The organism is Thermodesulfovibrionales bacterium (assembly GCA_035622735.1).
Taxonomy (GTDB): domain Bacteria; phylum Nitrospirota; class Thermodesulfovibrionia; order Thermodesulfovibrionales; family UBA9159; genus DASPUT01.
Window position 1 is genome coordinate 1 of sequence record DASPUT010000246.1, and the last position, 12,916, is coordinate 12,916.

The 12,916-nt window shown below is 52.5% G+C and carries 15 protein-coding genes, 1 tRNA gene, 1 other RNA gene and 1 pseudogene; 1 reads left to right on the forward strand and 17 read right to left on the reverse strand.

Going from position 1 to position 12,916, the window contains the following annotated elements:
• The 17 genes and pseudogenes from recA to VEI96_12800 form a co-directional block, all read right to left on the reverse strand.
• The coding region (recA, locus tag VEI96_12720) for a recombinase RecA (GenBank protein ID HXX58858.1) at positions 1 to 629 on the reverse strand (629 nt) is incomplete at its 3' end.
• Positions 626 to 1,198 (reverse strand): RNA 2',3'-cyclic phosphodiesterase, encoded by a 573-nt coding sequence (gene thpR, locus VEI96_12725; protein ID HXX58859.1) that lies wholly within the window; start codon positions 1,196 to 1,198, stop codon positions 626 to 628. The genes thpR and recA, both read right to left, overlap by 4 nt.
• Positions 1,189 to 1,677: a CinA family protein gene (locus tag VEI96_12730; protein HXX58860.1), complete on the reverse strand. Its 489-nt coding sequence runs from the start codon at positions 1,675 to 1,677 to the stop codon at positions 1,189 to 1,191. Before VEI96_12730 ends, thpR begins: the two co-directional genes overlap by 10 nt.
• Entirely contained in the window at positions 1,653 to 2,102 is a 450-nt protein-coding gene (locus VEI96_12735; GenBank protein ID HXX58861.1) for a phosphatidylglycerophosphatase A, read from the reverse strand. The genes VEI96_12730 and VEI96_12735 overlap by 25 nt, the downstream gene beginning before the upstream one ends.
• Positions 2,103 to 2,140: 38 nt before the next feature.
• Positions 2,141 to 2,557, reverse strand: a complete 417-nt coding sequence (locus VEI96_12740; GenBank protein HXX58862.1) for an OsmC family protein — start codon at positions 2,555 to 2,557, stop codon at positions 2,141 to 2,143.
• Between the two features lie 100 nt (positions 2,558 to 2,657).
• Positions 2,658 to 3,437, reverse strand: a complete 780-nt coding sequence (locus tag VEI96_12745; protein HXX58863.1) for a TIGR00282 family metallophosphoesterase — start codon at positions 3,435 to 3,437, stop codon at positions 2,658 to 2,660.
• 42 nt (positions 3,438 to 3,479) lie between these two features.
• Positions 3,480 to 5,042 carry a ribonuclease Y gene (gene rny, locus VEI96_12750; GenBank protein ID HXX58864.1) on the reverse strand — a complete coding sequence of 521 codons (1,563 nt, stop codon included), beginning with the start codon at positions 5,040 to 5,042 and terminating at the stop codon, positions 3,480 to 3,482.
• Positions 5,043 to 5,280: 238 nt separating this feature from the next.
• Positions 5,281 to 5,466, reverse strand: a non-coding RNA gene (gene ssrS, locus VEI96_12755) — 6S RNA.
• A 120-nt stretch (positions 5,467 to 5,586) separates the two neighbouring features.
• Positions 5,587 to 6,393: an AmmeMemoRadiSam system protein B gene (amrB, locus tag VEI96_12760; GenBank protein HXX58865.1), complete on the reverse strand. Its 807-nt coding sequence runs from the start codon at positions 6,391 to 6,393 to the stop codon at positions 5,587 to 5,589.
• Between the two features lie 146 nt (positions 6,394 to 6,539).
• Positions 6,540 to 6,782: a hypothetical protein gene (locus VEI96_12765; protein HXX58866.1), complete on the reverse strand. Its 243-nt coding sequence runs from the start codon at positions 6,780 to 6,782 to the stop codon at positions 6,540 to 6,542.
• Positions 6,783 to 6,889: 107 nt separating this feature from the next.
• Complete coding sequence (locus VEI96_12770; GenBank protein ID HXX58867.1) at positions 6,890 to 7,483, reverse strand: flavin prenyltransferase UbiX; 594 nt, start codon at positions 7,481 to 7,483, stop codon at positions 6,890 to 6,892.
• Complete coding sequence (locus VEI96_12775) at positions 7,480 to 7,728, reverse strand: HypC/HybG/HupF family hydrogenase formation chaperone (GenBank protein HXX58868.1); 249 nt, start codon at positions 7,726 to 7,728, stop codon at positions 7,480 to 7,482. The genes VEI96_12770 and VEI96_12775 overlap by 4 nt, the downstream gene beginning before the upstream one ends.
• Entirely contained in the window at positions 7,692 to 8,189 is a 498-nt protein-coding gene (locus tag VEI96_12780) for a HyaD/HybD family hydrogenase maturation endopeptidase (GenBank protein ID HXX58869.1), read from the reverse strand. Before VEI96_12780 ends, VEI96_12775 begins: the two co-directional genes overlap by 37 nt.
• Positions 8,190 to 8,195: 6 nt before the next feature.
• Positions 8,196 to 8,837 carry a Ni/Fe-hydrogenase, b-type cytochrome subunit gene (gene cybH / locus VEI96_12785; GenBank protein HXX58870.1) on the reverse strand — a complete coding sequence of 214 codons (642 nt, stop codon included), beginning with the start codon at positions 8,835 to 8,837 and terminating at the stop codon, positions 8,196 to 8,198.
• Positions 8,838 to 8,846: 9 nt separating this feature from the next.
• Positions 8,847 to 10,355, reverse strand: a pseudogene (locus VEI96_12790) (nickel-dependent hydrogenase large subunit).
• A gap of 21 nt (positions 10,356 to 10,376) precedes the next feature.
• Entirely contained in the window at positions 10,377 to 10,556 is a 180-nt protein-coding gene (locus tag VEI96_12795) for a hypothetical protein (GenBank protein ID HXX58871.1), read from the reverse strand.
• A 25-nt stretch (positions 10,557 to 10,581) separates the two neighbouring features.
• Positions 10,582 to 11,667: a hydrogenase small subunit gene (locus tag VEI96_12800; protein ID HXX58872.1), complete on the reverse strand. Its 1,086-nt coding sequence runs from the start codon at positions 11,665 to 11,667 to the stop codon at positions 10,582 to 10,584.
• A gap of 425 nt (positions 11,668 to 12,092) precedes the next feature.
• Here VEI96_12800 and VEI96_12805 point away from each other — a divergent pair.
• Positions 12,093 to 12,183, forward strand: a tRNA-Ser gene (locus VEI96_12805).
• The last annotated feature ends 733 nt before the right edge of the window (positions 12,184 to 12,916 follow it).

The following is a 12,916-nucleotide window of genomic DNA, read 5'->3' on the forward strand; positions in this document are numbered from 1 at the left end:
GTCGTCTCCGGGTTGCCGAACATGACACCGATCTTCATCCGTATCTGATTGATAAAGACGACGGTTGAAAGAGACTTTGATATCGCTGCAGTGAGTTTTCTCAATGCCTGGCTCATGAGCCTCGCCTGAAGACCGGGCAGGGAATCTCCCATATCGCCCTCAATCTCGGCCTTCGGGACAAGGGCAGCGACGGAATCTATCACGATAATGTCGACCGCTCCGCTTCTCACGAGGGCCTCGGTCACTTCAAGTGCCTGCTCGCCCGTATCGGGTTGCGAAACGAGGAGGTCTTCAACTTTCACCCCGAGCTTCTGTGCATAGGTTATATCGAGGGCATGTTCGGCATCGATAAAAGCCGCCACACCCCCCGCCTTCTGGGCTTCGGCAATCGCGTGAAGTGCGAGGGTAGTCTTTCCTGAAGACTCGGGGCCGTATATCTCGATGACCCTTCCCCTCGGGTATCCTCCGATACCTGTGGCATTATCCAGGGTGAGTGAGCCTGTAGATATCACCTGTATGCCCTCTGCGACGCCGTCTGCGCCGAGCTTCATGATGGCTCCCTTCCCGAAGTTCCTCTCGATTTGAGAGATCGCCATCTCGAGTGCCTTTATCTTCTCCTTACCGGTCATTTTTCCTCCTTCTTAAGGTTAAATTCAGCGATCGCCGCATATTCCGCACCGCCTGGTTTCAGGTCGCTTTTCATCAAAAGAAATGACGCGACTTCTATATTACCAAAGTCTTTATCTCTCTGCTCTTCCATTCCTCTGAGAAGGGAGTCCAGGTTCCTAGAAGACCTGACCCTTCCTACCGTCAGATGAGGAGAAAAACGCCTCTTTTCTTTATTATAACCGAGACTTGCTAGATTTTCCTCAACAGTTTCTTGAAGTTTACTAAGCTCCTGACCGCCTCCAAAATCTATCCAGACAACACGGGGCTTCCTCCTGTCCGGAAAGAGACCGGTTCCTGAGAGGTGAACCGTAAAAGGCTTATGGAGAGAGGATATATTCGAGAGCTTCTCTTTTATATCCGGGAGGAGATATTCCTCCGTATCTCCCAGGAATTTTAAGGTAATGTGAAGATTCTCCGCACGAACCCATTTCACATCTGCACCGCTCTTCCCGAGATAATCAATAAAAGAAGAGATCTCTTTCCTAATGACGGCATCAAGGGGAATGGCGATAAAACATCTTATCCCCATACCTCAACAACCTCCCTGAGGAGTTCGAGCGCAGACAGAGCGGCCTTCTTCTTAATCTCTTCTCTTTCTCCGTCGAATAACATCCCCCTCGAAACGGTCTCAGCTTCGCGATCGACAGCGATATAGACGAGACCGATTTTCTTGTCTTCCATCGGCTCGGGTCCAAGGTTACCGGTTATCGCGAGGGAATAGTCGGTTTTTCTCTTTTTCCGAATAGCCACGGCCATGGCCCGCGCCACTTCATCACTGACGGCCCCGTGGTTCCTGATTAAGGATTTTCTTATTCCGAGAATCTCGACCTTCGACGAGGCGGAGTAACTGACAACGGAGGAGTCGAAGAAGAGTGACGCGCCGGGAAGGGTTGTCAAGAGATGGCTGATAAACCCTCCCGTACAGGACTCGGCGACGCTCAGCCGCAGTCCGGAACCTTTGAAACTAGCATGGATCCTTTCTACTAAGTCTCTGTCAGTGCTTTCCATACCTGTAAGACGATGTTTGTATAAACCCCTGCCAATACGTCATCTGCCATAATGGCGATCCCTCCGGGAAACCGCTCTATTCTCCTGAGGGCAGGCGGTTTTAGTATATCGAAAAACCTGAATAAAAGAAAGGCTGAGAGGTAGTAGGGCAGACGGGCTGGGAGCAAGAGGACAGAGACGATGTATCCTGCAAATTCGTCTATGACGATATGGCTGCTGTCCTTCTCGTTGAGAACCTTTTCAGCATGATGGGCGGAGATGGTGCCGATGCAGAGCGCGGCAATGAGGAGATAAACCGTCGCGACATCGTCAGGCTTCAAAAGCGCAAAGAGGATCGCAGCAACGAGCGAACCCCAGGTACCCGGCGCTGCGGGGAGGTAGCCGACAAAACCTAAGGTCGCGACATATTTTAGGAGCGATCTCAATCCGAAATTCTTATCCCGTCAACTGCATCCTCTTCTTCCTATCCTTCGACGATCCTATAGCTGACGGCGATCTCCACCGAAGCATCGATCGTCGCCTTGACAGAACAGTATTTTTCCATCGAGAGGTCAATGGACCTTTTCACCGCCTCTTCCGAAAGGTCCCGGCCGGTAACGACGAATTCGAGGCTGATTTGGGTGAACTTCTGGGGATGGCTCTCAGCTTTAGTGCCCTTCAAGAAGATTTCGAGCCCTTTCACTTCCTGTCTTTTCTTCTTCAGAAGAGAGATGACATCCATGCCGGAGCAGCCACCGAGTCCGATGAGGAGGAGTTCAGTCGGTCTGACCGCCGTATTCCTTCCACCAAAGGTCGTATCGCCGTCCATGACTATGGCATGCCCGGATGAGGCCTCGCCGACAAACTGAAGGCCGTCAATGTATTTTACCCTCGCTTCCATTTCGTCAGCTCCTTTCCGTATCTCGCGACAAACTCAGGACGGAGATTCCGCGCTCGTTTTCGCATTTCGCCCGGCCGGGAACGATCGTTGAGAAACGGCATTACGGATATGTCAGTTGTAGCCGCTGTATGGTCTGAGACCTTCCCGTTTTCTCGTCTATTTCGAGAGCGACCGCAGAAAGAATCCCCGCCCCTTTTGCGGTTTCGAACCTCAGGGGCATCTGGAGGAGAAATCTCTCGATGATCTGCTCCTTCTCTATTCCGATCACTGAAACCGACGGCCCGGTCATGCCCGTGTCGGTAATATACGCCGTCCCGCCGGGGAGTATCTTTTCATCGGCAGTCTGCACGTGCGTATGGGTGCCGAGAACAGCGCTCACCTTTCCGTCCACAAAATAACCGAAGGCGATCTTTTCCGATGTCGCCTCTGCGTGGAAATCTACGATGATACAGTTCGTCTCGGAACTGATTCGCTCGATCTCTGCCAAGCCCGTCCTGAAAGGACAATCGATGTTCGCCATGAATACCCTCCCCGAAATATTGATCACGGCAATTTTCACCCTTTCGAGTGCGTAAAGGACGCTCCCATAACCGGGCACCCCGGGGGGATAATTAAGCGGTCGAAGGATCCTGTTCTCTTTGGCAAGGTACGGCAGCGATTCCTTCTTATCCCATATGTGATTCCCGCTCGTGATAACATGAACGCCGCTCGCGAAGATTTCCGCGGCAACGGTTTCGGTGATTCCGAAGCCTGCCGCGGCATTCTCGCCGTTCGCGATGACGAAGTCAATCTTGTATTTCGCCACGACCGAAGGAAGAAGGGCCTTAAGGGCATTCCTTCCGACCTTACCGACGATATCGCCTATGAAGAGGACCTTCACGCTGGATAATACCTTACGGAATCGCGAAAGATCTCCTCTTCCTCATTTCGCATACTCCACAAATCTCGATTCCCTGATGACCGTCACCTTGATCTGTCCGGGGTAGGTCAATTCAGACTCGATCTTTTTTGAGAGGTCTCTCGAAAGCACTGATGCCATATCATCCGTGACATCTTCCGGCTTTACGATAATCCTGACCTCCCTGCCGGCTTGAATGGCATAGCATTTGTCGACACCTTTGTATGACAATGCCATCTGTTCGAGTTTCTCGAGTCTCTTCAGATAGTTCTCGATGCTCTCCCTCCTGACGCCGGGTCTCGCTGCGGAGAGCGCATCAGCAGCCGCAACAAGGGCAGCCTCGACCGTGGCCGGCTCTCCCTCACCATGGTGAACCTGAATGGCGTTGACGACCTTGAAGTTCTCACCGTGTTTCTTTGCGACATTCGCGCCGATTTCCTGATGGGATCCTTCAATCTCATGGTCGATTGCCTTGCCGACGTCGTGGAGGAGTCCGCCGCGCTTGGCCAGTTTTATATCGACGCCGAGTTCAGCAGCCATCATGCCGGAGAGATAGGCGACTTCTCGCGAATGCTGGAGCATGTTCTGTCCGTACGATGTACGGTACTTCAGCCTTCCGAGAAGTCTCACGAGTTCCGGGTGGATCCCGGAAAGCCCGAGATCGAAGATCGCCTTTTCTCCCTCTTCTTTAATCGTCGCGTCGACGTCCTTCTTGATCTTCTCGACGACTTCCTCAATCCGTGTAGGATGTATCCTGCCGTCCGCAATCAACTTTTCGAGCGAAAGTCGGGCTATCTCCCTCCTTACGGGGTCGAAGGCGGAGAGCGTTACGAGTTCCGGGGTGTCGTCGACAATGAGGTCAACACCGGTGGCAGCCTCGAGGGCCCTGATATTGCGGCCTTCGCGACCGATGATTCTCCCCTTCATCTCGTCGTTTGGCAGGTTCACGGCGGTCACCGTCCCATCGGCAACATAGTCGCTCGCATACCGCTGGATTGCGGCGCTCACAATCTCTTTGGATTTCTTTTCTGCGATCTCCCTCGTTTCATCCTCGATCCGTTTGGCGAGTTTTGCTGCCTCAAAGCGTGTTTCTTCCTCCACTCTCCTCAGGATCTCCTGTCTCGCCTCCTCGGCACTCGTGCCGGAAATCCTTTCTAAGGCAGTGAGCTGCTCCTTTATGATCTGATTGTAATGGGTCTCTCGGTCGTGGATCGCGCGCTCCCGCGAGTTGTGTTCCTTCTCCCTCTTGTTGAGCTCGTGTTCTCTCTTTTCGATCTGGTCGAACTTTCTCTCCAGGGCCTCTTCTTTCTGCCTGACCCGCTTGTCGAGCTGGTTAAGTTCCTGCCGCCTCTCCCTGATCTCCTTTTCAGCCTCTGATTTGGATTGGAATACCGAGTCCTTTGCCTCTAATGCCGCTTCCTTTTTTATTGCGTCAGCTCTCTTTTTCGCTTCCTCGACGAGTTCATCCCGCTCTTTCAGGATTGTCAGACGCTGGTTCCGGATAGAACGTTTGTATACGAGGCTCAAGAGAATACCAAGAACCGTGCCGACAGCGACGGAGATGAGTAGATATCCGGTATCGATCATCGGATATAGTCCCCCTTTCGTTTAGTGGTTCAAGGGAGGGAAGGTTCCTGGCTTCTTGAGCTTACGCGGGGTTGGCTTCTGAGATTGCTGAATATCGGGGGTCTCGGTCATGGCGACGATACCCAAACGGGCATTCTGGAGCTCCTCCTCTTGACACGCTGAATAGAGGCGCTCCACAAGACTCCTTTATTTTATTATCTATAATTCTCAGAAGAGTGAAAACGAAAACAACAAGCCAGATAAACCCGCCCTGCCGTGCAGACGAAAAATCAGATCCGCCTATGTCATAGGTGGGTGTCCCGGAAGAGTCATTAGGCTTCTGGGCATGACGCTCAGCATGCACACCGAACTCTACACTCAGACTCCCAAAAGATCTAATTTGCCGGATCAACTCTTTCGCCTTTCACAAACAGGGCAGGCAACCACCCCTTTTTCATGGGTCCTCCACAGAACCTATCTATTTATACCAAAAAAGAAGGGGTTTGGGCAAGAGGAAAATGGTCGTCTCGGTTGACGCGACAAGACAAGAGAAGGATCAGAAAATTCAGGAAATAATGATGCCGGCATACCCGACAACATGATCGTAATCGCCGCTCACTTCGGCAGAAGTGGCGTATCTAATGAGCTTCGCCACGCTTGCGCCGAGACTCTTCACGGCATGGAGCATCACCGTTGCCGGCAGGTAGCCGCACATGGATATCTCTTCTCTCTTGACCGTCCTATAGAGTCCTTCGGGGTCGAGCGATACCATCCTGTCAATGGCCATTTTATCCTTCCTCCGGGCGGTATCATCGGACAAGTAGTGACTCATATCCGAACTTGCGACGATCACGACAGGGTAGGGGACCTCACGAATCGATTTTGCGATCCCCTCACCAAGGAGCTTGCAGTCTTCGGGCGTGGCGGACATGATCGTCAACGGCACGATCTTTGTTTCCTTCGAAAAATACGTGATGAAAGGCAACTGCACTTCGAGGGAATGCTCAAAGAGATGGGCTTGTGTGTCGCTCGAGACCATCGGCACATTCGCCAGGATCTTCCGTGAAAGCCTTTCATCGACGTTCAGCACACCGGTAGGAATCTCCCACTCACCATGGTCCATGAGGGCCATGTGAGCGCCAAGTCCCGTATGATTCGGTCCTATGAGGATAAAGGTCTCCGGGAATAGGATCTGCGAATAGACGGAACCCGCTACTGATCCTGAATAGATGAGACCGGCGTGAGGAGAGAGTATTCCTAAAGCGTTTTGTTTGGCGGGGTTCCGGGCATCAACATACTGCTGGACCTGATGGTTTAGTTTGACCGATGTCCCGTGGTAAAACTGCCCTGCTACTGCTGGCCGCCTCCTCATTCTTGTCGCCTCTCATTTGAGAATACCCGATTATCAAACAAGTTGCAAGAGTCGGGAGCTGATCGGCAGAATCGGAAGCGCGAGCACAAGCGGAGCAGCGAACCGGAACGAGAGAAAGCGTCTTGTACGAAACGGCACTGCTGAGGCTACCTCTTCACCGCCTTCATCAACCGCTCGTACTTCTCCGCACCGACGCATTCCCGCGCAGCCGGGCACCACTGCAGACAGGTCACCCCCAGATCCCGCGAAATCGTTTTGCCGCACTTCTTGCAGGCGGTTTCGGTCTCATCGCTCCACATCTCGTTGGATGTTTCGCACCAGAAACAGATGATCTCCTCAGGGTAGGGGTTCCGTATCTCTTTGGATCCTGGACAACTCTCTTTCAGCATGTTTCTAGTTTATCAGATTTTTCCGAGAAGGCTATGAGATAGATCATACGCTCCACCTTTGCTGAGAACGGAGAAAAGCGAAAGCTATTCGAAGGGAGTGGTCCGACTCAGTCGGTCCACCGCGAGAAAAGCTTATGTGCTATGCCGAAGGAATCGAGAATCTTTCCCGCAACGAAATCGACGATATCATCGAGGTCCTTCGGCCTGTGATAGAATGCCGGAACAGGCGGCGCTATCGTCACGCCGAGCCTTGCGAGTCTGAGCATATTCTCGAGATGTATCGCGCTGAAGGGCATCTCACGCGGCGAAAGGAGAAGCTTCCTTCCTTCTTTTATCGTTACATCGGCAGCCCGCTCGATGAGGTTGTTTGCGTAGCCGCAGGCGATGCCGGAAAGGGTCTTCATGGAACAGGGGACAACGAGCATCCCATCCGTGATGAAGGAGCCGCTTGAGAGGGAGGAGGCGAGATCGCTTTCCCTATGATAGGAGATCTGCTTCGAGCGGAAGTGACCCCTGATCTTCTTCTCTATGCCTGAGGGAGTGTCCGCCGACCAGTCGATGCCCGTTTCGTGTTTGATGATCGGGAAAGACTGGGATGAGATGATGACATGGACTTCGGTTGACCCGACGAGCTGTCCAAGGACCCTGATGCCGAAGACAGACCCGCTTGCGCCTGTTATCGCGAATACGTATCTCTTCACAGGCAGAGTTCTTCTGAATCGAAAACCCCTGACTCCTTAAGCTCGTGTAAAATGCGATGCGCCTCCAGGCCCGCCTCACGATCCATCTTCTGAATCGCAAATCCAGCGTGAATAAGCACGAAGTCGCCGACTCGCACCTCCTCGGGAAGGAGAAGGAGGCTCACCTCCCTCTGCGCGCCGCCGATGCTGATCGTGGCTATCGAATCATTCAGACTGATAATTTCTGAGGGGACCGCGAGACACATGCTATATTCCACTCCTTCAATTTCTGGATCGTCATCGCTATCACATCTTTCATTTTATCACGGATCGTGTCGGTCATTTCGAGTCCCAGCTCAAGGGACTGCGGTTGCACGCCGATGAGGCAGAGCTTCGACGGCGTCAGGTCCTTTAACTTGGCGGCGAAGAGGAGATCGGAGAGTCCGATGTGATGAACGGACAGCTTTGAGAAAAGGGAAGAGGGAATCGCATCTCCCTCCAGAATACCAACATAACCCGGCTCTTTCCGGAAATCCACGGCGTCGATGATGAGGATCTTTTCCTTGCCTTCAAAAAAATGGAGGAGGTCGAGGCCAAGCGTGCCACCATCTATGATTTCAATTTCAGGAGAGAAATCATATCTCTCCCCTATGGTGTTCACCGCATGAACCCCGACCCCTTCATCCTTGAGCAGAATGTTGCCGAGACCTATGAGCGCGGTCGTCAAGGCCTTTTATGCCTTTCTCGACTTGTATCCGCTGAAGATTGAGCTCATGAGGCCGTTTCTCTCCATGATGTCGTTATGCCAGCCGATGTAGATATGGAGGATAACGAAGACGGCGATGAGCCACATGATACAATGGTGGACGAGTCTCACCGTACCCTCATTCATTATGGCAAAAAGCCAACCGCCCAGCAGAGTCCACAATGCTCCCGCATGGCTCTGCGAATAAAGCGCAAAACCCGTGAGTATCTCGATCACGAAGAGGATGATGAGGAAGAAGTAGGTGAGTCCGGCGATGCCGGTATGGCCGATCGACTCAGGGCAATGCTCTCTCAGGAAGCAGTAAAACTCCGCGGTCCCGTAGAGATTCTTTCGTCTCTCGCTGCTGATCGGGAGAAACTGATCCCAATGAGAGTAGCGGTTACCCACGAACCACCAGTAAATCCGTACCAGGACGGCCATAACAAAGACATAGGCCGCAATGAAGTGGATGAACCGGAACTTCGCCATGATGAGCTGCTTCTCTCGAACGGCATTGATAAAGGGAGCGCCGATGTAAAAACCGGTTATCGCCAATGTCAGGATCGCAGCGAAATTGAGCCAATGCGTCAGTCTTACAGGAAACTCCCAGACATATACCCTTTTTAACATGGCCGCCTCCTATAACGCCTTAACCTTTATTAACTCATTCTTCTCCGGATCGACGACATGAATGGCGCACGCCATACAGGGGTCGAAGGAATGAATCGTCCTGAGTATCTCCAGGGGCTTGGCAGAGTCTTTCATCGGCGTTCCAACGAGGGCTGCTTCATAGGGGCCGGGATTACCTTTTGCATCCCTCGGCGAAGAATTCCAGCCGCCCGGGACAACGCACTGGTAGTTGTCGACCTTTCCGTCCTTGATCACGACCCAATGGCAGAGCGAACCACGGGGTGCCTCATGGAAGCCGAACCCCTTCGCCTCTTTCGGCCAGGACGAGGGCTCCCACTTTTCAGGATTATGGATGCGGAGGTCTCCGGACTTGATCTTCGCATCGAGTTCGCCGATCCATACGGGGAGCATCTCTGAGGTGACGAGTGTCTCGATACCCCTGGCCGCAGTCCTTCCGAGGGTCGAGAAGAGCGCGGTCGGTCCGACACCCAATTTCTGCAGGACCATATTCACGACTTCCTGTATCCGTTTATGACCCGAGGCATAGGCAACGAGCATCCTCGAAAGGGGGCCGACCTCTGTCGAAAGGCCGTCGTAGCGGATTCCCTTGACCCAGCTGTACTTCTTCTCGGTATCGAGAAATTCATAGGGAGGTTTCGGGCCGGTATAGTTCGGATTGGTCTCCCCCTCATAGGGATGTAATGCCTTATTGTCTCCGCCGTTGTACTTATACCAGGCGTGAGCAACATCTTCGGTCACCTTTTCTTGCGAAACCGGTTCGACTTTGCTCAGATTCTTGTTCCTGATGAATCCACGCGGCAGCCAGGTATTGGTCGTATTGCTCACATCGTCATTCTGGAATTCACCGTAGGAGAGGTAATTCCCGACCCCGCCTCCTATGCCTGCCCATTCCTTATAGAAAGAGGCTACGGCTAGGAGATCAGGAATATAAACCTTTTCGACGAAGGCATGGGCCTTCGCCGCGAGCTGATTCATGAGCGCGATACCGCCCGCATTCAGCGCATTCTGGCTGTTCGGGTCTATCGGTATCGACATGCCGCCCACGAGCCAGGTCTGAGGGTGGGGGTTCTTCGCGCCGAGCAGCGCCTGTATTCTGATGACGTCCTTCTGCCAGTCGAGCGCCTCGAGGTAGTGGGCAACCGCCATGAGGTTCGCCTCGGGCGGGAGCTTGTATTCGGGATGCCCCCAGTAGCCGCTTGCAAAAATGCCAAGCTGTCCGCTCTCGACCAGGGCCTTCACCTTGTCCTGCACGGCCTTGAAGTAAGGCGCTGAGGACTTAGGCCAGTCAGAGAGAGACTGAGCAAGGGCGGCTGTTTTCGCAGGGTCTGCCTTCAGCGCACTGACCGGATCGACCCAGTCCAGGGCGTGGAGGTGATAGAAATGTATGACATGATCCTGAACGTACTGGATACCGTTAATAATATTCCTGATTATCCTGGCGTTCGGAGGAATTACTGCCCCAACTGCATTTTCCACGGCTCTCACGGAGCTTTGTGCGTGGACCGTTGTTCAAACCCCTCATATTCGGGAGACGAATGCCCAGCACTCCCTCGGGTCCCTCCCTTTCAGGATAAGCTCGATTCCGCGAAACATGGTGCCTGACGACCACGCCTGCGTGACTTTACCGCCGTCCACCTGAGCCTCTATCCTCAGGTGCCCTTCAATTCGTGTTATCGGATCGATCGCAATCTTTGCCATGCTGACAACCTCCTTTTATTTGTATTTATTTTTCCTCTTCCTTCGGTTTGCCTTTCATGCCCCTTATGATCGCATGTGCTGCTACGCCTGCAGCCGCAACTGCCGCTGCCCCGAGCCCGATCTTGTCGGCAGTGGTCTGATAACCGGCGCCAGGAACGTTTTCGAGTCTCTTGTAAATCGGGCCGAACGCATCCCAGTTCTTGGTGCTCGCGCAAGCGAAACAGCCGTGTCCCGCCTGAACAGGCCAGCTCGTTCCGCCATTCCATTTTATCGTCGGGCAATTAAAATAAGCTTCTGGTCCTTTGCATCCCATTTCATAGAGGCACCAGCCCTGACGGGCACCTTCATCACCCCACTGCTTCACAAACTGTCCCGCATCAAAATGCGCGCGCCTCTCGCAGTTGTCATGGATGCGCTTGCCGTACGCGAAGAGGGGGCGGTGTTCCCGGTCGAGGGCAGGCAGCGCGCCGAAGGTAAGATAATGAACTATCGTAGCGGTCACGTTCTCGACGTTCATAGGGCAGCCCGGGAGATTCACATAGGTTATACCGGAGACAGCCTCTCCGACACCAACGGCACCCGTAGGATTCGGACTCGCGCTGGCTATGCCTCCCCAGCTCGAGCAGGAGCCGACGTTCAGTGTCGCGAGGGCATTGCCGCAGACTTCCTTCGCGATATCGATAGCCGATTTTCCACCTATGCAACAATAAACGCCGCCGTCCTTTAGAGGAATGGCTCCTTCCACGATCGCGATGTACTTGCCCTTCTGATTCTTCACAACGTCCTGAAGGGCCTTTTCAGCGAACTTGCCTGAGCCTGCCATGATCGTCTCGTGGTACTCGAGTGAGATAACATCCAGGACTACTTCTGCGATGGTCGGCTTGGTAGCACGGAGCATGGACTCCGAGTCCCCGGCGCAGTCCGAAAATTCAAGCCAGACCACGTAGGGCTTCTTGGCCTTTTCGAGGGCTTCCGCTATCTTCGTGGCAAAGCCCGTCGGAAGGGCGAGTGTAGCGGCCATCATGGTACAGAACTTTACGAAATCCCTCCGCGAAACACCTCTTTTCCTGAGACTTTCAGCGATGCTTTCCTCGCTACTATGAGTGCCCATAGTAAACTCTACCTCCTCCTTCAAGATTTTTTATTACAAAAATACCCCCTGACGATATACGTGCAGGGGTTCGGACGATGGCAAACGCGTTCTCCGTATCCGGCGAACTGTCGCAGGAATACTGTATACGTTAACGTCATAATGAAGGATACGATGAGAATCTCATATAATTACGAATCAAAGGCTATCAAAAAATAGATAGCTTGTCAAGCAGAATTAATAGGTCTTTTAAAGAATATCTATTGATTGCGCATCTTCTTCCATCCGCGACCTTTTTCAAGGAATCAGGAGAGTGATGAGGGCACTCAACATGCGGTCAAACCATTTGCCTTTTGACAAGCTTCTTCATGCGAAGAGGCCTATTCCAGCCCGACTCTGTTGCCTATTCGAGCCATGAAAGTGTACAATGATAGCCTCAAAGGCGTGGAGAGATGTCCGAGCGGCTGAAGGAGCACGACTGGAAATCGTGTGTACGCTAAAACCGTACCGTGGGTTCAAATCCCACTCTCTCCGCCATAACAATTGTTATAATTCAAATAGATAGGGGGTCGAAAGACCCTCTAAAACCTATCGCACAACTACCGCACATTACAAAAATCGGGAGTATATTGTCCTATGCCTCCCCCTCCAAAAATCGATCGTGGGCCTCTTCAGTGACCCACGCAGGTATATCTCTCTCTGGATGGGTAGTGTCTAAGTCTCTCACTGAGCCACTACCGGCATTGTTTTAATGTGTTTGCTTCCTTTCGAATCAGGGCCGCCAATTACTTTCTCCATTAGCACGTCTGCCCTGCCTTGTCTTGCTCACTCCCTTGTTCTGCCTCGTTTCCAAATGTTAAGATGCAGGTAAAGAGAGGAGGATGTACAACACTTAGTGCTCGCGGGTTATTATAACCGCCATATAAATTCCTTGACTTATATATCATATCTGATATATTGTAGTCATCCGCATGAATGTAAAATTTGAGCGTCGTGCGGATGAAGATCTCGCCAATATTATGCGGGATAACGAGGAATTGGGGTTTAAGATATTGGCGCGACCGACTAAGCTCAAGTCAGATCCATACCCGCACTCGTTTGGCGACGTAACGGTGAATTCAGAAACGGTCCAATTCCTCGCAGGTAAAGGCTATGACGTTCGAAGATTGCGGTGCAGCGAGTTCGATCGTTACCGGATCTTTTATTTCGTTGATGAAAAGGGAGGTTCGATCATTATCTGTGAAATAATTCCGAGGGCTAAAGATACATA